Annotated in this window: 25 protein-coding genes; 16 read left to right on the top strand and 9 right to left on the bottom strand. The window is 40.3% G+C overall.

The genetic code is table 11. From position 1 onward, the window contains the following. Positions 1–12: 12 nt before the first annotated feature. The 4 genes from cydD (at position 13) to ACDX78_RS12925 (ending at position 4,377) form a co-directional block, all read left to right on the top strand. Positions 13–1,743 carry a thiol reductant ABC exporter subunit CydD gene (cydD, locus tag ACDX78_RS12910; RefSeq protein ID WP_486028481.1) on the top strand — a complete coding sequence of 577 codons (1,731 nt, stop codon included), beginning with the start codon at positions 13–15 and terminating at the stop codon, positions 1,741–1,743. Beyond that, complete coding sequence (cydC, locus tag ACDX78_RS12915) at positions 1,740–3,452, top strand: thiol reductant ABC exporter subunit CydC (RefSeq protein ID WP_486028483.1); 1,713 nt, start codon at positions 1,740–1,742, stop codon at positions 3,450–3,452. Before cydD ends, cydC begins: the two co-directional genes overlap by 4 nt. A 148-nt stretch (positions 3,453–3,600) precedes the next feature. Beyond that, positions 3,601–3,978: a DUF2089 family protein gene (locus tag ACDX78_RS12920; protein ID WP_486028485.1), complete on the top strand. Its 378-nt coding sequence runs from the start codon at positions 3,601–3,603 to the stop codon at positions 3,976–3,978. Positions 3,979–3,993: 15 nt separating this feature from the next. Beyond that, entirely contained in the window at positions 3,994–4,377 is a 384-nt protein-coding gene (locus tag ACDX78_RS12925) for an SHOCT-like domain-containing protein (RefSeq protein ID WP_486028486.1), read from the top strand. 155 nt (positions 4,378–4,532) lie between these two features. On the opposite strand, the gene ACDX78_RS12930 is transcribed toward ACDX78_RS12925, so the two are convergent. From ACDX78_RS12930 to ACDX78_RS12940, 3 genes are read right to left on the bottom strand one after another with little or no spacing between them, the layout of a single operon-like run. Then, positions 4,533–5,096, bottom strand: a complete 564-nt coding sequence (locus ACDX78_RS12930) for a 5' nucleotidase, NT5C type (RefSeq protein WP_486028488.1) — start codon at positions 5,094–5,096, stop codon at positions 4,533–4,535. Between the two features lie 14 nt (positions 5,097–5,110). After that, on the bottom strand, positions 5,111–6,211 hold the full coding sequence (ribD, locus tag ACDX78_RS12935; protein ID WP_486028490.1) for a bifunctional diaminohydroxyphosphoribosylaminopyrimidine deaminase/5-amino-6-(5-phosphoribosylamino)uracil reductase RibD: 1,101 nt from the start codon (positions 6,209–6,211) through the stop codon (positions 5,111–5,113). Further along, positions 6,204–6,959 (bottom strand): GTP cyclohydrolase II, encoded by a 756-nt coding sequence (locus ACDX78_RS12940; RefSeq protein ID WP_486028492.1) that lies wholly within the window; start codon positions 6,957–6,959, stop codon positions 6,204–6,206. Before ACDX78_RS12940 ends, ribD begins: the two co-directional genes overlap by 8 nt. A gap of 290 nt (positions 6,960–7,249) precedes the next feature. Here ACDX78_RS12940 and ACDX78_RS12945 point away from each other — a divergent pair, with 290 nt between their 5' ends. From ACDX78_RS12945 to ACDX78_RS12955, 3 genes are all read left to right on the top strand, one after another. Then, entirely contained in the window at positions 7,250–7,366 is a 117-nt protein-coding gene (locus tag ACDX78_RS12945; protein WP_486028494.1) for an RAxF-45 family protein, read from the top strand. 128 nt (positions 7,367–7,494) lie between these two features. Further along, positions 7,495–9,117 (top strand): ribosomal protection-like ABC-F family protein, encoded by a 1,623-nt coding sequence (abc-f, locus tag ACDX78_RS12950; RefSeq protein ID WP_486028496.1) that lies wholly within the window; start codon positions 7,495–7,497, stop codon positions 9,115–9,117. A gap of 68 nt (positions 9,118–9,185) precedes the next feature. Further along, positions 9,186–10,055 (top strand): GNAT family N-acetyltransferase, encoded by an 870-nt coding sequence (locus ACDX78_RS12955; RefSeq protein WP_486028498.1) that lies wholly within the window; start codon positions 9,186–9,188, stop codon positions 10,053–10,055. Between the two features lie 44 nt (positions 10,056–10,099). Here ACDX78_RS12955 and ACDX78_RS12960 read toward each other — a convergent pair whose 3' ends face one another. Both ACDX78_RS12960 and ACDX78_RS12965 read right to left on the bottom strand, forming a co-directional pair. Then, entirely contained in the window at positions 10,100–10,456 is a 357-nt protein-coding gene (locus ACDX78_RS12960; protein ID WP_486028500.1) for a hypothetical protein, read from the bottom strand. 41 nt (positions 10,457–10,497) lie between these two features. Then, positions 10,498–11,085, bottom strand: coding sequence for a TetR/AcrR family transcriptional regulator (locus tag ACDX78_RS12965; protein WP_486028502.1), 588 nt, complete (start codon positions 11,083–11,085; stop codon positions 10,498–10,500). A 145-nt stretch (positions 11,086–11,230) separates the two neighbouring features. Between ACDX78_RS12965 and ACDX78_RS12970 the strand changes: the two genes are divergently transcribed. Together ACDX78_RS12970 and ACDX78_RS12975 are read left to right on the top strand one after the other, a co-directional pair. Then, on the top strand, positions 11,231–12,142 hold the full coding sequence (locus ACDX78_RS12970; RefSeq protein ID WP_486028504.1) for an ABC transporter ATP-binding protein: 912 nt from the start codon (positions 11,231–11,233) through the stop codon (positions 12,140–12,142). Further along, on the top strand, positions 12,142–13,746 hold the full coding sequence (locus tag ACDX78_RS12975) for an ABC transporter permease (RefSeq protein WP_486028506.1): 1,605 nt from the start codon (positions 12,142–12,144) through the stop codon (positions 13,744–13,746). Before ACDX78_RS12970 ends, ACDX78_RS12975 begins: the two co-directional genes overlap by 1 nt. Positions 13,747–13,787: 41 nt before the next feature. Here ACDX78_RS12975 and ACDX78_RS12980 read toward each other — a convergent pair whose 3' ends face one another. Continuing rightward, a complete protein-coding gene (locus ACDX78_RS12980; protein WP_486028508.1) occupies positions 13,788–15,029 on the bottom strand; it encodes a serpin family protein in 1,242 nt (413 codons plus the stop codon). A 211-nt stretch (positions 15,030–15,240) separates the two neighbouring features. On the opposite strand from ACDX78_RS12980, the gene ACDX78_RS12985 reads away from it, so the two are divergent. After that, positions 15,241–15,837 (top strand): lysophospholipid acyltransferase family protein, encoded by a 597-nt coding sequence (locus ACDX78_RS12985; protein WP_486028509.1) that lies wholly within the window; start codon positions 15,241–15,243, stop codon positions 15,835–15,837. 51 nt (positions 15,838–15,888) lie between these two features. Here the strand turns inward: ACDX78_RS12985 and ACDX78_RS12990 are convergent, their stop codons facing one another. Together ACDX78_RS12990 and ACDX78_RS12995 are read right to left on the bottom strand one after the other, a co-directional pair. Further along, entirely contained in the window at positions 15,889–16,467 is a 579-nt protein-coding gene (locus ACDX78_RS12990) for a Uma2 family endonuclease (protein ID WP_486028511.1), read from the bottom strand. Between the two features lie 117 nt (positions 16,468–16,584). Further along, positions 16,585–18,471, bottom strand: coding sequence for a BCCT family transporter (locus ACDX78_RS12995; protein ID WP_486028512.1), 1,887 nt, complete (start codon positions 18,469–18,471; stop codon positions 16,585–16,587). Positions 18,472–18,869: 398 nt separating this feature from the next. On the opposite strand from ACDX78_RS12995, the gene ACDX78_RS13000 reads away from it, so the two are divergent. From ACDX78_RS13000 to ACDX78_RS13025, 6 genes are all read left to right on the top strand, one after another. After that, positions 18,870–20,600 carry an ABC transporter ATP-binding protein gene (locus tag ACDX78_RS13000; protein WP_486028514.1) on the top strand — a complete coding sequence of 577 codons (1,731 nt, stop codon included), beginning with the start codon at positions 18,870–18,872 and terminating at the stop codon, positions 20,598–20,600. Positions 20,601–20,907: 307 nt separating this feature from the next. After that, positions 20,908–21,396 (top strand): hypothetical protein, encoded by a 489-nt coding sequence (locus ACDX78_RS13005; RefSeq protein ID WP_486028516.1) that lies wholly within the window; start codon positions 20,908–20,910, stop codon positions 21,394–21,396. 62 nt (positions 21,397–21,458) lie between these two features. Then, positions 21,459–21,860: a transposase gene (locus tag ACDX78_RS13010; RefSeq protein WP_486028518.1), complete on the top strand. Its 402-nt coding sequence runs from the start codon at positions 21,459–21,461 to the stop codon at positions 21,858–21,860. A gap of 120 nt (positions 21,861–21,980) precedes the next feature. After that, a complete protein-coding gene (locus ACDX78_RS13015) occupies positions 21,981–22,181 on the top strand; it encodes an IS200/IS605 family accessory protein TnpB-related protein (protein WP_486028520.1) in 201 nt (66 codons plus the stop codon). A 552-nt stretch (positions 22,182–22,733) separates the two neighbouring features. Beyond that, positions 22,734–23,333: a DedA family protein gene (locus ACDX78_RS13020; protein WP_486028522.1), complete on the top strand. Its 600-nt coding sequence runs from the start codon at positions 22,734–22,736 to the stop codon at positions 23,331–23,333. An 85-nt stretch (positions 23,334–23,418) separates the two neighbouring features. Next, positions 23,419–24,129 (top strand): EcsC family protein, encoded by a 711-nt coding sequence (locus ACDX78_RS13025; protein ID WP_486028524.1) that lies wholly within the window; start codon positions 23,419–23,421, stop codon positions 24,127–24,129. Between the two features lie 53 nt (positions 24,130–24,182). Here the strand turns inward: ACDX78_RS13025 and ACDX78_RS13030 are convergent, their stop codons facing one another. Further along, positions 24,183–25,346, bottom strand: a complete 1,164-nt coding sequence (locus ACDX78_RS13030; RefSeq protein WP_486028546.1) for an aminotransferase class I/II-fold pyridoxal phosphate-dependent enzyme — start codon at positions 25,344–25,346, stop codon at positions 24,183–24,185. Positions 25,347–25,435: the final 89 nt, after the last annotated feature.

Below are 25,435 nucleotides of genomic sequence, written 5' to 3' on the forward strand. Positions count from 1 at the left end.
GGGAGTACGGTCATGAGCTATATAAAAAAAGCTATGAAAAAACAGAAAAAAGGCTTCATATCCATGTTCTTGTTAACGGGTATCACAGCTGCGGCCATTACTGTTCAAGCGTACTTCCTTGTATCTGTGATTGATGGTGTCTTTTTACAAGAGGAATCGTTTAAGACGCTTCTTCCGTTATTGGGAGGGCTCCTTTTCGTTCTTCTCGTAAGGGCGCTTAGTAAATATGGAATTGGCTTAACAGGTGTGGCAATGGGTGTACATGCAAAACGATATTTTCGAAAAAAGCTTTTGCAAAAGCTTACCGACAATCCGATCCAAGCTTCCCTTGATTCTCAATCAGGTAAAAAGACCAGTTTGTTGATGGATGCAGTAGATGAAGTGGATAGTTATTTCAGTGGTTATATTCCCCAGATCATTCAGTCATCGATCATCCCGCTTGTTTTGCTTGTCGTCATTTTCACCCAACACGCAAACACCGGTTTTATCATCCTGATTACAGCTCCGTTTATCCCTCTATTCATGGTTATTATAGGCATGCAGACAAAGAAAAAGTCAGAGGAGCAACTGGAAAAGCTTTCTCAATTCTCGGGCCAATTTTTAGATGTCGTACAGGGGCTTGTCACGCTGAAATTATTTGGACAGGCAAAAAAGAAAAAAGAGGCAATCAAAGAGAGCAGTCTTCAATTTCGTGATGCGACAATGGAAATATTGAAAGTTGCTTTTGCTAATTCCTTTATGCTCGAGTTGATATCCATGCTGAGTATTGGAATTGTTGCGCTCGAGATAGCACTTCAGCTCATTGTTTTTGATGGTATATCATTCTTCACTGCATTTTTTCTCTTAATAATAGCTCCTGAATTTTACAGTTCATTCAAAGAGCTTGGCACTGCCTTTCACAATGGACGGAGCAGTATGGGCGCGATGAATAAAATAGGTGAGGAATTAGACAAGGAGGATCAGCCTGTACGATGGGGGCAGGAACAATTAAACACAGAATTGCCCCCTGAAATAAAATTGGATAACCTGGCGTTTCAATATGGGGAAAATCAATTTGAATTGAAAAATATCAACGCAACTTTTGACACCTTTTCGAAAGTAGCGATTGTTGGAAAAAGCGGATCAGGTAAAACAACTTTGCTTCATTTACTTGCTGGGCTGCTACCTTTGTCTTCAGGCAAGATAGCAGTGAATGGAAAAGATTTATCAAATTATCAAGAGCAGGGATGGTTTAACCAATTAAGTTATATTTCGCAAAACCCGTACTTGTTTTCAGGGACAATAGCAGAAAACATTGCTATCGGCGGGAATGTGGAAGTTTCCCGCACAGAGGTAGAAGAGGCAGCTGAAAAAGCCGGACTCGCTGATATGATAGCATCCCTCACGGACGGCTATGATACGCTTATTGGTGAGGCCGGACGAGGGCTTTCCGGTGGAGAAAAACAACGGGTGGCATTGGCAAGAGCTTTTATAAAAATGCCATCTATTATTTTATTTGATGAGCCGACGACAGGCTTGGATCTTGGGACGGAGCGAATATTGCAAGCTTCCATCGCAAAATTATCAAGGAATGCCACAGTAATAACCGTGGCCCACCGGCTGCATACGATAAAAGATGCCGATCAAATTCTTTTTCTGGATCATGGGGAGCTGCAGGCCGCAGGAACCCATGATGAACTTTATCAAGCGGTACCAGCTTATCGGGATATGGTTTCCATCCAAAAAGGAGGGGAAGCGGAATGAAAGAAATAATGGTTGTTACCCGACTTATGTTTATGGAAAAAAGGGATATTTTCATTTCAATCGTTCTCGGTATCATAGCAGGTCTTGCTGCAGTAGGGCTTTTTTCTGCAAGTGGTTATTTAATTTCTCGCGCTGCTTTAGAAACACCGCTATACGCATTAATCCTGCTAACCTCCACGGTAAAACTACTCGGATTCACTAGGGCGTTATCCCGTTATGCGGAAAGATATTTTTCTCACCGAGCTACATTCACTATCTTGAGTAATGTGAGAGTTGCTTTTTTTGAAAGACTTGAGCAAGTAGTGCCGGGAATTTTTCAAAAGTATCAAAGTGGTGACTTGCTTTCGAGAATCGTGGGAGATGTAGAAAGTCTGCAGGATTATTTTCTGCGTGTGTTCTATCCTCCTATTGTGCTGGCTATCGTATTTTTAAGCACTATTTTATTTACCATGTTCTTTTCTATTTATACGGCTTTGGTGTTATTGATTGGCCTTATTTTAACAGGTTTTGTCCTTCCTGCATTGTTTACGATGAAACAAAGAAAGCTGGATAGTCAGGTAAGAGCGGGTAGAGGAGATCTATCAACGGATGTGACGGAGTTTTTGTATGGCTTTCGTGATTTAAAAATATATCAAAGACTGGATGAGAAAAGAAAACAGCTTACGGGAACCTCTGAATTCTATTTGAATGAACAGAAAAAAGAAGGAAAAAATTTGCAGTTCAATGAAGCGATCATTACGATGGTTGGCTTTTTCATCACATGGGTTGTTGTTGTGATGGGAACCTATTTTGTAGCAGCCGGTCAGCTGGAAGGGGTATTTCTTGCTATGCTGGTGATGCTTACCATTACCATATTTGAAGATGCTTCCGTCATGGCGGGGGTCCCTGTTTATTTGAATGAAACAAAGCAGGCGACGAGCCGGCTGCTTTCTGTAAGTCAGGTGGAAGAAGTGGAACAAGCTGAATCCATGCATATATTAGATGATAAAAAAGAAATAGCTATCGAAATGAAGAATGTCAGCTTTACATTTCCGGATGAAGAGAGAAAAGTACTTGATGATGTATCGTTATCACTTCCCGCAGGTTCCAAAACAGCTATTGTAGGTCCAAGCGGCTCGGGAAAGTCTACCGTACTTCAACTTTTATTGAACATGTATGAAGCTGAACAAGGGGATATTCGAATCAATGGCAAACTTATGGCATCCATTGATCAGGAAAGTATTTGGCAAGCTGCGAATGTGGTGCTGCAGGAAAACCATTTTTTCTATGGAACCGTGAGGGAAAATTTGCAGTTGGCTGGAGAAGATGTAACAGAGGAAGAGATGGAAAAAGTACTGGCCGCTGTTCATCTTGAGAAGTTTTCGCTGGATGATCCTGTTTATGAAAAAGGGAATAATTTTTCTGGCGGCGAAAAACAGCGACTTGCCGTTGCGAGAGCTATGCTGAAAGGGAAGTCACTTTGGTTTTTGGATGAGCCCGTATCATCAGTTGATGCTGTTACGGCAAAAGGCATTTATGGTCAGCTATTTAAGCAAAATAAGGCAGATACAATGGTGTTGATCAGTCATCAGCTAACAGGTTTAGAAGAAATGGATCAAATTATTGTGATGGAACAAGGGCGTATCAGAGAAAGTGGCAGCTATTCGGAATTAATCGCGCAAAAAGGATACTTTTATGAAATGCGAAAAATAGAAGAAGATTTATTGTGAATCATGTTGGTCAGGCTAATGCCTGGCCTTTTTAAATCATAAATTAAATATGTGGAATAATATCATTAAAAATATTAATATATTTAATTTAACTATTGATTTATTTTATTTAATCATCTACACTGAAAATTAAGAAAGGACGATGATGATGACTTATACCGTATTAAATACTTGTCCGGTTTGCAGCCATTCCTTACACGTTACGAAATTACATTGTTCTCACTGTCATACTACGATAGAAAATGATTTCGAACTATCCAAGTTTTCTTCCTTATCCCGGGAACAGATGGAATTTATTGAGACGTTTATTGTTTCCAGGGGAAATATTAAGGAAGTGGAAAAAGAACTCGGAATTTCCTATCCGACGGTGCGCGGGAAACTGAATGAGATCATTGAAATATTAAGGCAGGAAAAGAAAAGTAAACCAGAGCTAACGTCAACTCCCGCGAAGGCTCAGGTGATCAGTATGCTGGAGAAAGGGGAGATCACTTCACAGGAAGCGATTAAATTAATAAAGGATCATTAGAAAGGGGAAAGTGGCATGCGTGAAGAAATTAAAAGGGTGCTAAAAATGGTAGAAGAAGGAAGGCTGAATGGCGATGAGGCAGCGGAGTTAATAGAGGCATTGAAAGAAGAGCCTGTTGTTAAAACGAAGTCACCATCCAAGTCGTATTTGGATAAAATGCTGAAAGTCAGAGTTTATTCAGACGATAAGGATCAGGTGAATGTCAACGTTCCGGTCCGGTTTGTCAGAACGATGCTCAAGCTGGGGCAAGGCATAGCCGGAAATGTACCTGCAGCCAAGGAATATGTTGCAGATATTGACATGGATGTCATTATAGAAGCCATTGATAATGAAATGGAAGGAAAAATTGTGGATATCCAGTCATCCACCGGAGAGATCGTTGCTGTATATATTGAATAAAAAAGGCACCACTGCTGGGTGCCTGGGACTGCGCTAAAATGCTCGTCCCACCGTAAAGAAAGGGGACTGCGCTAAAATGCTCGTCTCATCGTAAAAATTTGTCGTTCCCCGAAAATTGCCGAATGCTTGGCGGCTACCGATGACAAGTTCGGGTTTTAGAAATTGAGAAATGTATGCAAATCTGTCCACTCGATAATGCGGTCAGCCTCCAAATCCCTGTTATAGGATTGATCCTTGACAAAAATATGCACTTGTTCATCTGCAAGAGTCTCAAGCACTGCGGGTTTATCATCCACGTAGTAATCAAGGTCCAAATCCTTGATAATATGAATTTTTTCTTCATCCTTCATCCCGTAATAAAATTGGTCATCTTGGATAGGAAAGCCTCGTTCCTTCATCCACGCTTTTGTCCGCTCGCCGTGTTCGTGTGGTCTAGCAGTAATATAATAAATTTCATGTCCTGCCTTGTGCAGCTTTTGCAATGTTTCTACTGCTCCGGGAAAAGGGGGACAATTGGTGTAGTAGATTTCTTCCAAAGAACTTTCCCACATGTCTTTTCCCTCTGCATCGGTTAACCCGAACGGTTCATGTATTTCCACGCTGTCCAAACCCTTGAAAATATCCAATGGAACCTGCTTGTTTAGCTTCTTCTTATATATATGGAAAGCATGTTCCCTTAAGTTAATTAATGTATCATCAATATCAAAGCCAAATTTCATCTTATATCCCTCGATTAATTACTTTTGTTGTACATTGGATACCCAATGAATTTAAAATCCTTGCCGATTTTCTCAAAAGTAGTATCCATTAATTCAATCGCATCTTTCATTAATTCAATGCCAGATCCTTCTAAAAAGGTAGGAGCATCTTTTCCGCCGATAAGCTTTGGAGCAAAGTAAAGTACCACTTTATCAATTAAGTGGTTTTCCAGAAATGATGCATTTACATTGCCACCACCTTCAATGAACACGGAAGAAATGCCTTCCTCACCAAGGACCTGAACAACCTCATTTGGATCAACAGATTTCCCACTATCTGTTTCAATTACCCTTAATCCCAGGTCTTCCAGTTTTTTTCGTTTATCTGGATTATGATTTTGACTGGTGAAAATCCAGGTTTCTGCTTGTTTGTTAGTAACGAGCTGAAAATCGAGCGGAATTTTTAAGGAGGAGTCCAGTACTACCCTGAGTGGGTTCCTTCCATTTGGTATTCGAGCGGTCAAAGCAGGGTCGTCTTTCAAAACGGTGTTAATACCAACGAGAATGGCCATGTTCTCATGACGCAGTTTATGGACATCTAGCCTTGCTTCCTCCGAAGTAATCCATTTACTGTTAAAGGTATGGCTGGCGACTTTGCCATCTAGTGTTATTCCTGATTTTAACGTAACAAATGGCTTTTTCTCTACAATGTATTTGTTAAACACTTCATTCATTTTCCGTGACGCTTCTTCCATAACGCCTGTGACCACTTCAATACCGGCATCCTGTAAAATTTTCACACCACTGCCTGAGACTTGCGGATTTGGATCCAGCGTGGCTATTACTGCTTTTTTAATGCCTGCCTCAACAATTGCTTCAGCACATGGACCTGTCCGTCCGTGATGAGAACAGGGTTCCAGTGTGACGTAAATTGTACTGCCGCGGGCAAGCTCCCCAGCCATTCGAAGTGCATGAATTTCTGCATGTGACTCTCCGGCTTTTAAATGTGCTCCCACACCAACAATGCGCTTCTCATTCACAATCACCGATCCTACGAGTGGGTTGGGGTCTGTCTGGCCTTTCATAGCCATTGCATTCTTTAGAGCTAACTCCATATAAAATTCATGACTAGTCATTTGGGCATGTCCTCTCTGATTCTATATGACCAGATTTGGTGATTTTCGTTTCCAAATACTTTTTATTGTACTCGGAAATATCACCCCATAATGGTGTCCTTCCTTTAACAGACATCCCTGAATCTCTCAAGGCTGCCAGCTTATTCGGGTTATTAGTAATCAGGATAACAGGCTTCGTACGCAGCGTTTTTAAAACAGTTATCGCATCATCATATTTACGCAAATCATTTTCATAACCGAGGCTTTCGTTTGCTTCCACGGTGTCATACCCATTTTCCTGTAGTACATAAGCCATCGCTTTGCTGAAAAGCCCAATACCGCGTCCTTCATGGTTGGCCAGATAAAATAATGCACCTGTCCCGTGCTCTTTGATTTTTTTCATGGATTCTTTCAGCTGAAAGCCGCAATCACAGCGCTTGCTTCCAAAAATATCTCCGGTATGACAAATGGAGTGCAATCTGATTAAGGCCTCGTCATCATTTTCAAAATCTCCATAGACAAGCACACTGGACTGCTGATATTCGGCCAGGTTTGTTGAAGTCAGATTGTCTATTATCTTCTCATAGTCCTCAGTTACTTCATCATAATTAAGCCAGCAATACCATTTGAATACAACCGTTTCTCCATATAGGTTAACGGGCAACTGGATTGGCCCAACTAAATATATCGCACTTCCATTATTTTTGATTAATTGAATCTTATCCTTTAAAACGGAAAACACTTGTGATCTCAGATTAAGCTGTCCCATTTTTTCGGCTCCTTTCACTTACGTCTTCTTAGTATAATGAAAAATGGGAGTATCATCAATTTATCTTTCTTGAGGGGAGAGGAAATGCTGTTCCTTCTACATTTAAGAGAAGAACATAGAAGTGCTTTGTTCTCTCTCCAAAACAAAAAGAAAATATTCCACTGAGAAAGTATTTATTACTGCAAAAGTAATAATTATTCCAGCAGAAATATATGTGGAAATTGAAATCCCATTGACTTCCCACAATTTTTCCCATAAACTATTACCATAGCGAAAAGGAGGTGGCTCAGATGAATATTACTGGTGGCGGCATTTCAAAATTCACAGAATATCTTTGGATTTGTTATGCGCTTTTTTCCAATGTTTCTTTCCAAGGGATACGTATGTCCTTTTTTAAGACAACTTAATGGAAAAATACCAGTAAGAGACATCTGACCACAGACGGCATATTTTAAGTTAAAGGCGGTGGAGATTAGCTCTCTGCGGTCTTTTTTGTTTGTGAAAATGTCTCTTCTAAACGGAAAGGAAGAGAATCATGATCGTATGCAGTATACAAAATGTGACACAGACCATTGGAGCGAATACGGTATTTAGCGGGATAACGACGGAAATTAAACAGGGTGACAAAATCGGGTTGATTGGCAGAAATGGGGAAGGAAAAACCACCTTACTTGATCTGATAGCCCGGAAAACATCGCCGTCCAGCGGTGTGATAACGTGGAAAAAAGAATTAAAAGTTGATCTGCTGAAGCAACAGCCTAGCATGGATGGAAGGAAAAGTGCGGAAAACATTCTTTATGAAGTATTTGCTTCTATGGAAGAACTGAAAATAAAAATGTCTGAATTTGAGCAGAAAATGTCAGCGGAAACAAATCCGGATAAATTGACGCGTATTATTGAAAAGTATGGCCTCTTGCAGGAAAAATTCCAACAGGAAGGCGGATATGAAATTGATTCACAAATAAGGCGAATCATGAGCGGGTTGCAAATGGAGGAACTGAAGAACAAAGAGTGGCAGCAGTTAAGCGGCGGAGAGCGGACAAAGATTGGGCTAGCAAAGCTGTTACTCGCCAAACCGGATTTACTCCTTTTAGATGAACCGACAAACCACTTGGATTTATTTGCGATAGAGTGGCTGGCAAATTTTATTCAGCAGTATGATGGGACAGTGATCATTGTCTCGCATGACCGCTACTTTTTGGATGAAACGGTAACCTCCATTCTGGAAATGGATCAAGGAGAACTCATTAAATACCATACAAACTATACAGGTTATGTGAAAGAGCGGGAGGAAAGACTGCTCCGTGAATTTCAGCAATATGAGGATCAGCAAAAAAAGATCAAAAAAATGAAGGAAACAATTAAACGGCTGAAAGAATGGGCCAACCAGGCCAATCCACCAAATGATGGACTGCACCGGCGTGCCAAAAGCATGGAAAAAGCACTGGCTCGTATGGAAGTGAAAAAACGGCCGGCCATTGATCAGAAGAAGATCGATCTGGATTTCCACGTGGATAAACGCAGTGGAAATGATGTTATCATGATGGAATCGGTGAGCAAATCATTCGGTAATCGGGAGTTGCTATCTGATGTAAATATGCATGTACGTTTTCAAGAGCGCACAGCGATTGTAGGTGAGAATGGGAGCGGTAAGTCGACGCTGTTGAACATGTTGCTGGGAAATGAGGCGTTGGATAACGGTGAAATGAAGCTTGGCAGCAACCTGTCAGTTGGCTTTCTGTCCCAGCATATGTTTGAAATGGATGAAACATGTTCCATATTGGAGGCATTCCGTGATCAGGTTCAGGTAGCAGAAGGGGAGGCACGAAGCATCTTAGCTAAGTTTCTATTTTACGGGAAAACAGTTTTTCAAAAAGTGGGCAGCATGAGTGGGGGAGAGAAGATGCGGTTACGCCTTGCACAGCTTGTCCACCAGAATCACAACCTGCTGATACTCGATGAACCGACAAACCATTTGGATATTGAGTCGAAGGAAGTACTGGAAGATGCACTGGAACAATTCAATGGGACAATTATAGCCGTTTCCCATGACCGATACTTTCTGGATAAGCTATTTCCGATAACGTATTGGCTTGGAGATGGGAAGCTGATGAAGTATGAAGGGAATTACACGTTTGCAAGGGGAAAACGATATTGAATCACAAGGGGAAGAGGAGCAAAAACTCCTTATCCCCACTTAATATAAAAGAGAGGAAGGCGATTTTTATGATTCGAATATTAAACGGAAAAGACATATCCTTAAAAGATACAGCCAGCTTTATTGCAAAATTAAACCAGCAAGAAGTGCATCACATCGGATTTTGTGGAACTAACCCGGAGGAAATCCAAAATGCGATTAAAGAAGATGTCAGTGAAATGACGGGTGCAGTAGAGGACGGAAAGCTTATCGGCTGGATTGGTGCTGATATAGATAAAGACACGGCTGAAGTGTGGGGGCCGTTTGTTGGTGTAGAATATAAAAGCGAAGTTGCATTTGATATGTGGCGTAATTTGCTAGATAAAATACCAGCAAGCGTAAATAATTTCGACTTATTTTCCAATAAAGAGAATAAATTTGTAAAAAAGTTTGCCGAAAGGCTGCAATTTGAACAGGCAACGGATCAAGCTGTTCTTATATTTCAAAAAGAAAACGTGGAGAAACTGCCGAAAACTGATTTGAAAGAACTAACACAAACAGATCATATGGCTTTTATTCGTCTGCACGATGAAGCGTTTCCTGGAACCTATTATTCCGGTCAGGAAATTATTGAGCGGATTAATCAGACACAAAAAGTATTTATATTAAAAGATGGAGATCGCCTCGCCGGCTATGCTTATGTTGAAGCACAACCGGCATATGGAGAAGGTAGCATCGAATTTATTGCAGTTGATCCTGTATTTCAGGGGAAAAGATATGGTCAAAAACTCCTATCCGAGGCACTCCATTGGCTTTTCAGTTTTGATGCTATTGGTGAGATACAGTTAGCCGTGGCTGCTGATAATCAAATCGCTCTCAAGTTATATCTCTCCGTCGGGTTTAAAGTGAAACATGAACTGTATTATTTTGAGAAGCAGAGAGATAATTCTCTTGTGTGAAGTGCTTCGCAAGTCAAAGGAGAGGGTGTTTTCACCCTCATACCTTACTTTTTAAATGACAACTTCCAGGCCGGAATAAGAGAATGAAAGCGGAAAAAGTAACTCATGAATACGTGTATGACGGTATACAATGCCAAAATAGCAACATATGTTAGAAACCAGGTGAAAAAGGAATCATTTAAGAATAGATAAAGTAATAACATCCCAACTGGAAATGGTATTAACACAATTAACCATATGGGTGCACCCGAACCTTCAGCAATGATACCTAAAGAAACTACCGAAACGCCAATCAAAAGAGCCTGCCAAAATGCGATTGAGTTACCAATTACAGAACTTCCAAAAAAGTAAGCAAAAGAAGTTAGAATGATAGATAAAACAGCACTAAGAAAATAATTCATTATGTTTTTCCTTTCTTTCTGGATTTACAGGTGTGCGGAGATTACTCCTCCCCTCTCCCAACAATGCCGTAAAAGAACAATTTTGTAAGATCGTCTGAAAACGGCAGAATTTTCTTTCCGACATCTCCCTGCTGCATATATTCCGTAAACATCTGAATAAAGATTAGAATAGATTCGTTTGATATTTTTGGATCAATATATCCTTGCTCTTTACCCTCATTAAAAAAATCAATAAGCCGAGGGAAAGCTTTTTCTTGATAAAATGTTTCAATATAACTGTTTCCACTGGTGTATTCCTTCATCACATAACCGAAGAAATCTTCATTCATATGGCTTGCTACATCACCTTTTTGAAATGTAATCTGTTTTATTTTTTCAGGAAAAGGAATGTCACTATCCAATAATTCCTCATATTCCTCCCACACCTTATCTACATAATATATAATGACGTCCTGAATTAATGCCTCTTTACTGCCGAAGTAATTATAGATCGTGACCTGGGACACATTGGCTTCTGTGGCGATTTCAGATACGGGAACCTTTTGAATACCGTATTTCAAAAACAAATCCAGGGAAGCTTGCAATATACTTTTTTTCTTTAGTTCTTTTCTGCGCTCAAAGCCGTTCATTTCGTTCACCTCATATATAGTTTAATAAAAGTTTTGTAATAAAACAACATAAATATTTCATAAGATATTGATAACTTATTTACTTTCATATATTATGAACTATAAAGGTTAAAAAATTTCATAATTAAACAAAGGAGGTTACATAATGAGCAGCATTTTAAAAACGAAAGATTTAACAAAGAAGTTCGGAAGCTTTACAGCCTTGGATGGTGTTGATATTGAAGTAAATAAAGGAGAAGTATATGGTTTTATAGGGCCAAATGGTGCCGGGAAGTCAACAACAATACGAATTTTGCTGGGTATTTTAAAAGCAACGGAAGGGCGCGCTGAAATATTCGGGGAAGATGTTTGGAAACAGGCGGTAGAACTGCACAAGCGTATTGCTTATGTTCCGGGAGATGTAAATTTATGGCCAAACCTGACCGGCGGAGAGGTTATTGATTTATTTACCAAATTGCGCGGAGGGGGTAATAAAAACAATAGACGTGAAGAACTGATTGAAAAATTTAAGCTGGACCCCACCAAAAAATGCCGGACTTATTCCAAAGGAAACAGGCAAAAGGTTGCCTTGGTTTCCGCGTTTTCATCAGATGCTGACCTTTATATTCTGGATGAACCCACTTCCGGACTGGACCCGCTTATGGAACAGGTTTTTCAGGAAACGATCAAGGGAGTTAAACATGAAGGGAAAAGTGTCCTCTTATCAAGCCATATATTATCCGAGGTAGAAAAATTATGCGACAGTGTCGGTATTATCCGTGAAGGAAAAATAATTGAATCTGGAACATTGGATGAAATGCGTCATCTGACACGTACTCATTTTCTTGTGAAAACGAAAGATACGATCCCTTCCCTGGAAAACTTCCAAGGAGTGCATGATTTGGAAAATACAGATCAGGAGCTTACTTTCCAGGTAGATACCGAAGAATTGGATGCAGTGGTTAGGCATATCAGCGGGTACGGAATTTTGAAATTGGAAAGTACTCCGCCTACATTGGAGGATCTATTTATGCGACATTACGAACATAAAGAAGCTGGGGCAGGAGGTGCATCCTGATGAGCTTGCTCTCCAATGCTAAAAACATGCACAAACTAGCTGTGCTTATTATAAGAAGGGATCGTATTCGTATCCCGTTATGGCTGATTGGAATTACTTTTTTTACTTTGGTTGTCCCTCTAGCTTATGATGATTTATACGGCTCAGACCAGGAAAGACAAGGTATGGCTGAAACCATGGCAAATCCTGCAATGACAGCAATGGTCGGGGAAGGAAATCTGGAAAATTACACAGTTGGAGCTATGACTTCGCATCAGATGCTGCTGTTGACAGCGGTAGTTGTTGGATTGATGAATATTCTTCTTTTGAACCGGCATACAAGGGTTGATGAAGAAGAGGGCAGGATTGAACTGATTCGATCTTTACCTGTTGGCCGGCTGGCAAATATAAATGCGACATTGCTCATCCTAGTTGCAACAAATATACTATTAGCTCTCATTAACGGTTTTGGATTATATGCATTAGGTATCGAAAGTATGGATCTTGGAGGTTCATTATTATATGGTGCCACGTTAGGTGGAACCGGGATCGTATTCGCCGGTATTGCAGCTGTATTTGCTCAAGCTTCAGAAAGCTCCCGGGGGGTCGTCGGTTATTCCATCGCCGTTTTGCTCGCTTCCTATCTTATACGTGCAATTGGTGATGTGAGTAATGATGCGTTATCCATGATCTCCCCATTAGGTTGGGTCACAAAAACAGAAGCTTATTGGAATGATAATTGGTGGCCGATTCTATTTATGATTGGCGGAGCAGCCATCCTGTTTATTCTTGCAAATTATTTAAATTCCATTCGTGATCTGGGCGCTGGATTTTTTCCGGCAAGACCCGGAAGAAGAAATGCTACTGTCTTTTTACAAAGTCCACTAGGTCATGCGGTAAAATTACAGAGAACGGGCATTATCGCTTGGGCTATAGGAATGTTGGTTATGGGGCTTTCCTATGGAGCTGTTATGGGGGACTTGGAAGCATTTTTTTCTGACAATGACTTGCTGGCAGAAATGCTCGTTCAGGAAGAAGGTTATTCGCTGACAGAACAATTTATCCCCATGCTTTTGATGGTGATGGGTATACTTGCCACAGTGCCGCCTGTTATGGCGATGCTTAAGCTTTATGGGGAGGAGAAAAAGAACCGGCTGGAACAAATAATGGCTGCGTCGGTTTCACGAACAAAATTGATGGGAAGCTACTTTCTTATTGCAGTTGTAAATGGATTTATTATGGTTTCACTGTCTGCTATAGGATTGTGGTCTGCCGCAGTGGTGGTCATGGATGACCCATTTGACTTTGGAACGATATACGGAGCGGGTCTCGTTTATTACCCTGCCGTACTAGTTATGATTGGAGCAGCTATATTATTAATCGGATATTTGCCAAAACTCTCAAGCTTTGTTTGGGCATATCTTCTCTACTCCTTCATCATTTTATATTTAGGAGGAATTTTGAATATCCCGGAATGGCTGGGGAAACTATCGCCATTTGGCTATATCCCGCAGCTCCCAGTATACGAAATGGAGTGGATGCCAATTATTGTTCTTTCTATCATTGCTGTAGTATTAATTATTGCAGGGTTTATTGGGTATAACAGGCGTGATATTGAAGGGTGATAAAACTGGGGACTGCATCATATAAGCAGTCCCCGAAATCATTAAGGATTGGAAATTTCTCCGATAAACAGAATAGTGCCAGTTTCTTCATCCGTGATCGTAAAGAAGAATGGTCGGTTTACTTCCATATAAAATGGGTCATCTACAGGTGCCGATGTCGTTTCCATTTCTATCGAAGTTGCTGCTGCAGCTTCTGTTCCTTCTTCATTCACTTCAATAAATGTTTTTTGTTTCACTTGATCAATCCAAATTGGGTCCTCTTCTTCAATCATGGTTGAAAAATCAGCTTTGTTGGGATTGAATGCGGAATCCAAGCCAAGTTGTTGTAACGTTTTATTGAGATTTATTTCATATTCCAGCTCAAATTTAGGTAATAAAACAGTACCTTTTGATTTTTGGAATTGAGACGTAATGTCACTCCAACTTTCGTTCGTCAGCCATTGTCTGACTCCTTTCAAGTCAGTGTTCTCCTTTGGCAGAAACACATGCATACTCATTGTTTCCTCATTACCATACGGCAAAGCAACAGCCTGAAAATCGGCATTTTCAAAATACGGCAATTCCTCCTTTAATGACATGAGGGACACTTCTTCCGTGGAACCTTCACTTAAATAAAAAGGTCTGTCTTCCGTATTACTTTCATCAAAACCGTATTTCCACTCCCCTTTGAAGTAGATTGCATTTATAAGAATAGTAACCAGGTTAGGGTTCATTGGTGCTTTCACCATATCGGTAATTTTGTCATTCGTTGCCGATTCTACCCAATTATTTATTCGCTCTGCTGCGTCCCCGCTTTGAAAATTAATTTCTTCCTGCTGGGCTTCATAGTAATCACTTGTATTCTGTGCAAAATCCTGCTGAAAATGATATTGGTCCTGGAGCCAGATGGAGTTGGCAATATGCAGCTGTACTTGTTCTTCTTCACGTTGGAGTGCGGAAAATAAGGAAGCATTTTTCTCATTCCATTCCTCCAGCTCTAAATTGTCTTCCTGTAACACATTACTTATTTCTTCCTTTGTTGTCCCTTCTGCTCCGTTATAAATCAGCGATAATGCCATGGATAAGCTTGTTGGTGAAATAAACGTGTTGCCATTTTCGTCTGATTCTACTTCGCTAATCAACTGAAAGCCCAGCTCATTGTTGGCTGAAACAATTTCTTCATAATCTCCATGGATATCTCCGTTTATGGAACTGCCAGGGTTTTCATTTTCTCCCACCTCACCGCAACCTGCCAGCATAAGAATTGCCGCTATTTTTAATAATAAAACGAATAAATTTTTCATGACTATTCACCTTCCTTTTTCAATTAGTCTGTCTTTACTTTAAAAATGTTACTGTTTTCATAAAGTTTTGTGTATGCCTGTCCCGATGTTATAGTAAAATAGTTTCGGCATCATATATTTTTTATTTAATACCTAGTACCAGGTGTTAACAGTTTATGATAAAATAATAACAAACAGATGAATTTTATCAGGCATAGGAGAGAGAATACAGATGTTTTATAATTTTGCTGGCAATGTTGTAAAAATTATTTTAAGCCTATTTGGCAGAATCAGAGAATATCAAACAGATAATAAGCCACAATCCGGTTCCTATATTATTGCATGTACACATACCGGCTGGGTTGATATACTGTGGCTGGGATCAGCCATGCTTCCAAAACAAATTCATTATATGGCGAAAAAAGAGTTATTTACAAATGTTTTTCTGAGATGGCTCATGAATAATTTGAATACTTTTCCGGTGGATCGCCAAAATCCGGGGCCAAGCACAATAAAAATACCACGCAAGCTTCTTAAGGAGGGAAAGATGGTCGGGATTTTTCCAAGCGGAACTAGAACAGACGAAGAAGTTCCATTGAAAAGGGGAGCCGTTACCATTGCAGGGTATTCTAAAGCCCCGATTCTTCCTGTAGCTTATGTAGGGCCAAATAACTTCAAGGATTTATTCACTCGCGTCAAGCCAAAGATTATTTACGGAGATCCTATTTATTTAAATGAAGAAGTTTCGAAAAAAGAAGCGCTGGAGCTCATGATGAAGGATCTGGATGAGGCATTGAAAAGCTTGAAGGAAGAATTAAGAAGCAAGTAAATTTACGGAAAAATAGCAGGGGGTGGTTAACCTCCTGCTATTTTTATCAGTCTAATAATCAAACACTTTATCCAACTCAATAAACAAGTCATCAAAAATGGAAACCTTTACTCGGTCTTCACTGGAATGCAGATCAGGTCTTCCATATCGCATGTTTTTCTGAAGGGTGAATACACTTACCATTTTCTCCTGAGGTTCCACAATCCAATATTCACTAAGCCCAGCCTGTTCGTATTTATTGAATTTCTCCAATTTATCTTTTCTCCCTGTAGAAGGGGTAATAATTTTAATAATCATATCAGGTGTCCCTTTACAGCCTGCATCATCCAGCAGGGAACTGTCACAAATAATCGAAATGTCCGGCTCCACTACGTCTCTGTTATCTTCTTCCCGTTTGTTTTCATCGTCGAAATTTAAGACTACATGAAAAGGTGCAGGATAAACTTCACAATCTTTCCCAACTAAATAATTTGCAATCTGCCGACTTAATTCAATTGATATTTTTTGATGAATTATAGAAGGGGCAGCTTTCATATATAGTGAACCGTCTATAATTTCCGCTCTCACATCCTCCGGCCACGATAAATAGTCTGCATAAGTAAAAGGCTGCTTTTTTTCAGGAAATGGCAATTTCATCACCTCTTTGATTATGTTACGTTTATTATACCATCAGGTTCCCGCAAATCGATAAAACAAAAGGAACAAGATCAGTAAAACAGACCTTGTTCCTTACCCGTGTAACTATTTTTATTTATCCAGCAAAATTGCCTGCAATGCTTCTTTTTGTGTAGACTCGGCTAAAATATATAAAAAGTCACCTGACTCAATTACCGTACTTCCAGAAGGGGAGATAATATCGTTCCCCCGTTCAATGGCGCTAATGTTCACATGGGTTGGAAATTTAATATCGCGAAGCTGTTTTCCAACGATGGGTGTCTGATCCGTTGTTTGAAAATGTATCATCTCGGCATTATTTTTACCCATGGCAGTGAGTTCTCTTCTTAATTCTTCACGCCATTCATCCTGCAATTCCTGCTTCAAATCTTCATATGTTTCTTCGCGGAAGGATTGTTTTAGTGTTTCGTCTTTTTTCTTTTGTTTTTTCGTTTCTGCTAATTGCAAGTCCTTGCCCATCATGATGCTTACAGAAATAAGCATAAGAATGAGCACCAAAGCAAATGGTAATGCTGCAATGAGTGCTGCAGTTTGAAGTGCTTCGAGTCCCCCGCCTCCACTTATTAAAAGTACAGAGGCAGTACCAGCCATCAAAATGCCCCATAGAATTTTAATTTGGAAACTCGGGTTTAATGATCCTGCAGATGTCATGGAACCGAGAACAAATGCAGCTGAGTCTGCAGATGTGATAAAGAAAAGGGCAATCACTATTACTGCCAATATACTAGAAATTAGTCCTATCGGCAGCTGTTCCAGCATAGCAAATAATGTCAACTCCACATCTGAGGAAGCAAATTCTGCCAGCGGGAAGATCCCTTCCATTTCAATATTTAACGCCGTTCCGCCAAAAATAGAGAACCACAAAACGGCAAGCATGGAGGGAACGATTAATACGCCCGAAATAAATTCCCGTATCGTTCTACCTTTAGAGATTCGAGCAATAAATAGGCCGACAAACGGCGACCAGGATATGTGCCATGCCCAGAAAAAAATCGTATTTGCTCCTAACCACTCGTCCGTTTCAAATGGACTCATGGTTAAAGACATGGAGATGAGGTTAGAGGCATATCCGCCTATGGAAGTCACCATGCCCTCGAACAAGGTTAATGTTGGCCCGAAAACAAGAACAAATATCATGAGAACACCGGCAAGAAGCAAATTGATATTGGTTAACTTTTTAATTCCTTTATTTATTCCTTTAACCGCTGAAATGAAAAACAATGTTGTAATAATTGCAATGATGGTAAGCTGTAAAGGTATATTATTATTTAGTGGTGTTAGGTAAGATACCCCACCTGACATTTGCAGTGCACTAATGCCAAAAGTGGTGGCAACACCTGCTGCGGTTGAAATAACAGCTAGTACATCAATTAAGTTTCCCATCCAGCCTTTTGTTTTATCCCCAATTAAAGGATAAAATGCCGAGCTGATTAATGCCGGCTGATCTTTCCGGTATTGAACATAGGCCAAGGTGAGACCTACTACGGAAAATGCACCCCAAGCATGTAATCCCCAGTGAAAAATACCATAGCGTAAGCCGGTTTCAGCAGCATTGATCGTACCAGGTGTCACACCGGATGGCGGATCCAAATAATATAGTACAGGCTCTGCTACACCGAAAAATACAAAGCCTGCACCCAATCCTGCTGCAAATAGCATGCCTACCCAGGATACATAGGAATGTTCCGGCCGGTCATTTTCTTTCCCCAGCCGCAGTTTACCAAAAGGGGAGATGGCCACTACAATACCGAAAATGACAAATCCGCTGGCAATCAGTAAATAGAACCAGCCAAAGGTTTCGATTACCCAGTTTAATGCTGTGTTAGCAGACTCACCCAGATGGCCTGGAAATATAGCTCCCCATAATACAAATAAGAAAATTAAAATTGCTGATATGTACAATACATAAGGAGGTGTTCTTTGTTTGTTTTTTGTATCTTCATTTGACAAACTTTTCACTCCTTTATTAATTAATAGGCAGTTAATAAAGTATAAAAACTATCTTACTGGGGCTACGGTATAGTAGTTCCTCGCCCCACCGTAATGATTTGCATAAGTGCAACTAAGGTTGACACCTAAAGGCATGGTGACGACCAAGTTTTCTAAGAAATAATATTTACAGTAGTGAATTATACAAGAACACACCCATTTTTCAAAATGAAATCTTATTCGTTCGAAATAAGTATACTTTATCTTACCCTCATCATTTCACCATTAAACTAATGGTGAGCGCAATGAAATAATGATATTATATGGTGATGTGATTGTAGCTTACTGTTTTATACTGGATTAGCATGCAACAATACGATGTCATTATCCGTATAAATAGAAGAATCCGATTTGAAAAGGAGAATAAAATGGAAAAACAAAAACAAGGTTTAAAGCCTTTTATTTCATTAGTATTATCAACAAATATACCAAAAGCAGCACTGATAATTGGTCTTATAAGCAGTGTGATAACCATGCTCGTTGGACTGTCTATACCGCTCCTTACAAGAGAACTGGTTGATGGTTTTTCAATAGAGGCTATAAGTACAACGCTAATAGTTATTCTGGTTGTCGTGTTTATTCTCCAAGCGCTGGCAGATGGAATAGCAACCTATTTGCTGGCTGCTGTCGGGCAGAAAATTGTTGCAAAAATGCGTGAGATGATGTGGTTTAAGCTGATCCGGCTGCCGGTAACTTATTTTGACAAAACCAAAAGCGGGGAATCCGTCAGCCGTGTTGTAAATGACACAGGTATTGTGAAAGATTTGATTTCCCAGCATTTCCCACAATTCATTACCGGTATCATTACGATTGTCGGTGCACTTGTGATCCTGCTTATTATGGATTGGAAAATGACGCTGCTTATGTTGATTGCCTTGCCAGTTACGATGTTGGTCATGATGCCGCTGGGAAGGCGGATGGCGAAAGTGTCAAAAGGGCTGCAGGATGAAACAGCAGATTTCACTGGGGAAATCCAGCAGACACTTGGCGAAGCCCGTTTAATGAAAGCTTCCACGGCGGAAAAAGCGGAAGAGGAGAAAGGGCTAAAAGGCATTCTGAAAATGTATAATTACGGATTAAAAGAAGCGAAGATTTTTGCGTTAATCGGTCCTTTTATGTCCATGATCATGATGCTTGTGATCGTCGTAATTATCGGCTATGGCGGGATTCGTGTGGCAGAGGGTTCGATGTCAACCGGTTCTCTCGTTGCATTCCTTCTGTACTTGTTCCAGATTATTATGCCGATTACATCGTTTGCCATGTTTTTCACGGAACTGCAAAAAGGTAAAGGTGCCACAGAGCGGATTATTAAAATATTGGAAGTACCCGAGGAAAGCGGACGGGAAGGGGAAGAAAAGGATATTTCAAACTTGCCAATACGGGTATCCAATGTTTCCTTTGCCTATGAGGATGAACCGGTACTTGAACATATTTCGTTGGCAGCCCGCCCCGGGGAAAAAATTGCTTTTGCAGGACCAAGCGGGGGCGGGAAAACTACATTATTCGGTTTGGTTGAAAGATATTACTTGCCAACAGAAGGAGAAATTTTGATAGGAGATACCCCGATCAGCAAGTTGTCTTTAAATTCCTGGCGCAGTCAAATAGGGTATGTGTCTCAGGAAAGTGCCATGATGGCTGGAACAATTCGGGAAAATCTAACATACGGTTTGAAAAATGCCAAAGAGATACCCGAGGAACGGTTATGGGAAGTTGCTGAAATGGCTTATGCTGATCAATTTATTAAAACATTTTCCGAGGGGCTTGACACAAAAGTGGGAGAGCGGGGAGTGAAACTGTCAGGTGGACAAAGGCAGCGGGTTAATATAGCACGTGCTTTTTTGAGAGACCCTAAAATTCTCATGCTGGATGAGGCAACAGCAAGCCTTGACAGTCAATCCGAGCACGCTGTTCAAGAAGCATTAACCCGGTTGATGGAAGGAAGGACTACTTTTGTCATTGCCCATAGATTATCTACGATTGTAGATGCTGATAAAATTATTTTTATTGAAAAAGGTAGGGTGACTGGCAGCGGTACTCATGAGGAATTAAGTAAAAACCATGCACTTTATCGTGAGTTTGCCGAACAGCAGCTGACATAACCTTGGTAGAGTCTTTCAAATGGAGGGCTCTATCAACCCCAGTCGAGAGTACCCCATCTCAAGGAACCATGTGAGTAGGGTGGGGGTGAATCGACTTCGGATCAGGGTTGGTTTATGCCAATTCAAATGATCCGACTTCCCGATCAAGAACGTCTGTGCTATAATAAAAAGAACATATATTCTTTGTGGGAGGTGAAGTCTCATCAAAAAGAATCAAACGTTTTATTATAAAACGGACCAAATCTGGATCAAGCCGGGTCATCGCATGCACCCATACTTAAACCAAATGTGCCAAAATGCAAAAAATATGTATAATGCAGTAAATTTTTATATCAGACAGGTTTTTACGGGATTAAAAGGTGAAAACACACTGCATCCGTTACAACAAGAAGTTTTGGAAACCATCCGTCAAAACTTAGAGCCAATGAACGAAAAACAGCAACAGGCCTATCAACGCAGGCTGGAAAAAGAAAGTAAAAAGCCTGTTGAAAAGCAAAAAGAAGTCACATGCAACCTATTTGAAGCACTAACAAAAGAAAAACCATATCTTCATTATAACTTTCTAAACAGCTTATTTCATGTAATTAAACAACCAGATTATCTTTCCTTACCAATACAGAGCAGCCCATGGGTAATGAAAGCCGTTTTTCAAAATTGGAAAAGTTTTCATGCCAGCTTAAGAGATTACAAAGATCACCCGGTAAAGTACAACGCCAGACCTCGCATTCCCGCACCTCAGAGAAAGATATTATTTTCACCAACCAGGACTGCTGCATCAAAGAACAGAAATATTTAAAGTTCCCGAAGACAAAACTAAAACTTAATATTGGCAAATTGGGAATGGCAGAAGGAAAATTAATGCAAGTGCGCATCATTCCCAAGTATGGTCACTATGTGGTGGAATTAGTAAGAAAAGTAGAATATGACGCGATAGAACCAACGGATAGCAATAGATGTATGGCACTGGATTTGGGTATAAATAACCTTGTTTCCGGTGTGACAAATACGGGTACATCTCCCTTTATAATAAAAGGCGGAAATGTAAAATCGATCAATCAATATTACAACAAACAAAAAGCGCATTTATTGGGGGTTCTTCGTCATGGGAAGACATCAAATGAAGGATCTTTCACGTCAAAGGGGTTGGAACGGCTACATCAGGTTAGGCACCGAAAGCTAAAGGACATCTTTCATAAAGCCAGCCATAAAGTGAAACTTCATTCAGTGGGGGTTTTCTTTTCATCCCCCACTGAATGTTAGTTGAACGAATCGGGCCGTTACTGGTTGTTAGATCTCCCACTTAGAATTTTCATGTTTCCTTCATTCTTGAAGTGGGAGTCTTACAGCCAGTTACACTGCGATAAAATTGTGAATCTTGCCTTGGAAGAAAAGGTAGACACAATTATTATCGGAAAAAACGAAGGCTGGAAGCAAAAAATAAATATTGGCAAAAAAAGTAATCAAGCATTTGTCGGCATTCCGCATGCCATGCTGATCAACATGATTACATACAAGGCGGAAAAATGCGGGATTCGTGTCATCACGATAGAAGAATGTACACATCAAAAGCGAGTTTTATAGATGGGGATGATATCCCTGTATATAATGACACGAAGGGTACTCCTGTGTTCACTGGAAAACGAGTGAAACGTGGACTTTATCGTACTTGTAAAGGATCACTGTTAAATGCCGATATTAACGGAGCGGCGAACATATTTAGAAAATTTGTGGGCAAGTCACCAAAAAAACAAGTGCTGACTGCGGACTCCGTAAATGTTTGGCAACCCAGAATTATTTAAAAGAAGTACCAAAGGCGAGACCGATGGTATAGAGGGGCTGGGTGTAAATAGTTCACCAATGTGACAGCTCCACTGACGTTAAGCGGGAATGTGTCGATACGTTAGAAACCCCCACTTCAAATTTTTGAATAGAAAATTAAGTGGTGGAAATATTCATTTTGGTAGTTTAGGTAATAATAAAATGAAGAAGATCCGCGTTGTTCTGTAGTATAGAATTCGTATAAGTGTCCGAACGGGGAAAGAGCACTTTTATTCGGTCCCTTAAAATCTGATCTGGATCCATTTCCTCTGTATAGGAAGCAAAACTCCGAGAGAAAATAAAACAGACCCGGTTATGGAAAGAAGTGACATGCTATTGATACAGCAGTTTCTGGATTGGCTAAATGCCATAGGGCTTCCCGGTCTATATTTGGCAATGTTTTTAGAAGGATCCTCCATACCTATACCTGGTGTGATTATAGCACTTACATTTGGATATCTGCTTTCACCTGGACTCATCGAGATTGTTACTATTGCCGTGGGTATGAGTTTGTTTTACAGCAGTGCCAGTCTTATTCCATTTTATTTGGCGGCAATACTTGAGTCTAAATTTCCGGAAAGGGTGAAAAGAAAATTAGCGAAAGGCCAGGATTATTTTAATCGCTACGGGACTTGGAGTATTGCATTGTCCCGGCCATTTGGGGTTGGCAATTATATCTCTTATATAGCTGGATTGAGTAAAGTGAATCCGATAAGATTCTTTTTATTAACCTTTCTGGGAATTTATCCCTGGAGTATGATTATGCTCTGGCTAGGTCATTATTTCAGCGGTAATACGGAAGCTTTTTATGAATTTTTCCGCTCCCAGCAGATTTATTTATATGGGGTGGTTGGTGCAGTTATTGTTGTTGGGGCGTTTTATTTTTGGAAGAAACGCACCAGATCACGCACGTGAAGTCAATTCCTTATTCAAACCATAACCGAAACCTTTTTCCTGCTTCAAACGTATCATTAAGTATAGAAGAATAAGGATGGTTTGCATGGAATATGAAACAAAAGTCTATGAAGAACTGCTTGTATGGCGGAATAAGGTGTTGAAAAAATCCGGTCTGTTTAATCAACTGTCCAAAAAAGCGCAGACGAAAATGAATAGCTTCATTCCTGAGAAGGCCCATCATATTATTACTGATAGTATTAAAAACATGGTGAAGGCGACTTTGGTTGGATCAAACATGACAACTCAGAAGCCTCAGTCAGTGGAACTTTCATTATTTTCCAGGGATGAACTTGCCAAGGAAAAATTAACATCGTATCGTAAAACAGCGGTGATTGAAGGAGCGGGAACAGGCGCAGGAGGTATTTTCCTTGGACTTGCGGATTTTCCGTTGCTTTTATCGATAAAAATGAAGTTCTTGTTTGAATCAGCCGCAATATATGGCTATGATGCAAGTGTATATGAGGAGCGCTTGTTCATACTTCATATATTCCAGCTTGCTTTTTCCAGTGATGAAAGACGGAAGGATACCTTTTATATTATTGAAAACTGGGAGCAGGAAAAGGAAAAACTCGCTGATATGGATTGGCGCGTGTTCCAACAGGAATATCGTGATTATATTGATTTAATTAAAATGCTGCAGCTAGTTCCCGGATTTGGTGCAATTGTCGGCGCATATGCAAATCATAATCTGATGGACACATTAGGAGAAACAGCCATGAATGCTTACCGGATGCGGTATTTGAAAATGATTTAAAAAGAAGAAGACCATGCTTGCTCTCCCTTGATTAAGCATGGTCTTCTTCTATGTTAAAAAATATCAAGTTTATCAATCCGCTCTATTGCTTCTTTGATTCTTTCTTTATCCACTAATAGTCCAACACGGACATAACCTTCCCCGTATGTGCCAAATCCATTCCCTGCAGCGACGGCAACATCAGCTTTATCCAATAAGAAATCCGTAAATCCTTCGCTGGTAAAATTATCTGGAACAGGGAGCCAAGCGAAAAAGGACCCCTTTGGTGCTTTTATATCCCAGCCAATTCGGCTGCATTCCGTAATTAATGCCTGCCGCCGTTCTTCATAAAGTGCAAGCAGCTCATCAACACAGGATTGATCTTCGTTCAGTGCTGTAGCGGCAGCTTTTTGAACAGCAGGAAACAGACTGACATACATGTGATCCTGAATCAGGTTGATGGCTTCTATCATTTTTTCATTTCCTACAGCAAAGCCGACACGCCATCCGGCCATATTATACGTTTTCGATAAGGTGTACATTTCAATCCCGTGCTCTTTTCCATCTTTCGCCTGTAGATAGCTGACAGGTTTTTTTCCATCAAAGCCAAGTGCTCCATAGGCAAAATCATGCACAATGGCAATGTTATTTTCTTTAGCGAGTGCTACGGTTTCTTCAAAAAAATCCAGGTCGGCAGTTGCCCCTGTTGGATTGTTCGGGTAGTTTAAAATCATCATTTTCGCCTGCTGTTTTTGTTCATCCGTAAGTTTTGTGTAATCGGGAAGAAATTCATTTTCCTCCAGAAGGGGCATAGAATCATAGCGGACACCGGCGAGCCCTGCTCCTGATAAGTAATCCGGATATCCCGGGTCAGGAAGCAGCATAAGTTCTCCCTCGTTCATCATGGCCATTGGAAGTTCGACCAGCCCTGCTTTTGCACCAAATAATATGGCTACTTCCTTTTGCGGATCAATGTCCACATTATATTCCCGTTTATAAAAATCACTTGCTGCCTGTCTCAGTTCTCTTATCCCTCTAAAAGCGGAATATTTATGTGTTTTTGGATCTGCTGCAGCTTCTTGTAATGCTGTTACTATATGTTTTGGGGTTGGCTGATCCGGATTCCCTTGTCCTAGATTAATAACATCTCTGCCTTCATCAATAGCTGCACTTACCTTTTTAACTAGGGCAGCAAAGAATTGGGAAGGCAGATTTTTAAGACGGTCTGCGTATTCGATGATGATAACCTCCTTCATTCTTTATGTATGATAAAATGTATCAATTAAATCCCAGTATACGCGGAAATATATGAAAAGAAAAATAATTA

This window comes from Virgibacillus oceani (genome assembly GCF_041521345.1).
GTDB lineage: Bacteria > Bacillota > Bacilli > Bacillales > Amphibacillaceae > Virgibacillus_N > Virgibacillus_N oceani_A.

What these genes read in the sequence shown, in the direction of transcription:
- cydD (WP_486028481.1), top strand. Translation starts at nt 13, where the DNA reads ATGAGCTATATAAAAAAAGCTATGAAAAAACAGAAAAAAGGCTTCATA.
- cydC (WP_486028483.1), top strand. Translation starts at nt 1,740, where the DNA reads ATGAAAGAAATAATGGTTGTTACCCGACTTATGTTTATGGAAAAAAGG.
- ACDX78_RS12920 (WP_486028485.1), top strand. Translation starts at nt 3,601, where the DNA reads ATGACTTATACCGTATTAAATACTTGTCCGGTTTGCAGCCATTCCTTA.
- ACDX78_RS12925 (WP_486028486.1), top strand. Translation starts at nt 3,994, where the DNA reads ATGCGTGAAGAAATTAAAAGGGTGCTAAAAATGGTAGAAGAAGGAAGG.
- ACDX78_RS12930 (WP_486028488.1), bottom strand. Translation starts at nt 5,096, where the DNA reads ATGAAATTTGGCTTTGATATTGATGATACATTAATTAACTTAAGGGAA.
- ribD (WP_486028490.1), bottom strand. Translation starts at nt 6,211, where the DNA reads ATGACTAGTCATGAATTTTATATGGAGTTAGCTCTAAAGAATGCAATG.
- ACDX78_RS12940 (WP_486028492.1), bottom strand. Translation starts at nt 6,959, where the DNA reads ATGGGACAGCTTAATCTGAGATCACAAGTGTTTTCCGTTTTAAAGGAT.
- ACDX78_RS12945 (WP_486028494.1), top strand. Translation starts at nt 7,250, where the DNA reads ATGAATATTACTGGTGGCGGCATTTCAAAATTCACAGAATATCTTTGG.
- abc-f (WP_486028496.1), top strand. Translation starts at nt 7,495, where the DNA reads ATGATCGTATGCAGTATACAAAATGTGACACAGACCATTGGAGCGAAT.
- ACDX78_RS12955 (WP_486028498.1), top strand. Translation starts at nt 9,186, where the DNA reads ATGATTCGAATATTAAACGGAAAAGACATATCCTTAAAAGATACAGCC.
- ACDX78_RS12960 (WP_486028500.1), bottom strand. Translation starts at nt 10,456, where the DNA reads ATGAATTATTTTCTTAGTGCTGTTTTATCTATCATTCTAACTTCTTTT.
- ACDX78_RS12965 (WP_486028502.1), bottom strand. Translation starts at nt 11,085, where the DNA reads ATGAACGGCTTTGAGCGCAGAAAAGAACTAAAGAAAAAAAGTATATTG.
- ACDX78_RS12970 (WP_486028504.1), top strand. Translation starts at nt 11,231, where the DNA reads ATGAGCAGCATTTTAAAAACGAAAGATTTAACAAAGAAGTTCGGAAGC.
- ACDX78_RS12975 (WP_486028506.1), top strand. Translation starts at nt 12,142, where the DNA reads ATGAGCTTGCTCTCCAATGCTAAAAACATGCACAAACTAGCTGTGCTT.
- ACDX78_RS12980 (WP_486028508.1), bottom strand. Translation starts at nt 15,029, where the DNA reads ATGAAAAATTTATTCGTTTTATTATTAAAAATAGCGGCAATTCTTATG.
- ACDX78_RS12985 (WP_486028509.1), top strand. Translation starts at nt 15,241, where the DNA reads ATGTTTTATAATTTTGCTGGCAATGTTGTAAAAATTATTTTAAGCCTA.
- ACDX78_RS13000 (WP_486028514.1), top strand. Translation starts at nt 18,870, where the DNA reads ATGGAAAAACAAAAACAAGGTTTAAAGCCTTTTATTTCATTAGTATTA.
- ACDX78_RS13005 (WP_486028516.1), top strand. Translation starts at nt 20,908, where the DNA reads ATGTATAATGCAGTAAATTTTTATATCAGACAGGTTTTTACGGGATTA.
- ACDX78_RS13010 (WP_486028518.1), top strand. Translation starts at nt 21,459, where the DNA reads ATGCAAGTGCGCATCATTCCCAAGTATGGTCACTATGTGGTGGAATTA.
- ACDX78_RS13020 (WP_486028522.1), top strand. Translation starts at nt 22,734, where the DNA reads ATGGAAAGAAGTGACATGCTATTGATACAGCAGTTTCTGGATTGGCTA.
- ACDX78_RS13025 (WP_486028524.1), top strand. Translation starts at nt 23,419, where the DNA reads ATGGAATATGAAACAAAAGTCTATGAAGAACTGCTTGTATGGCGGAAT.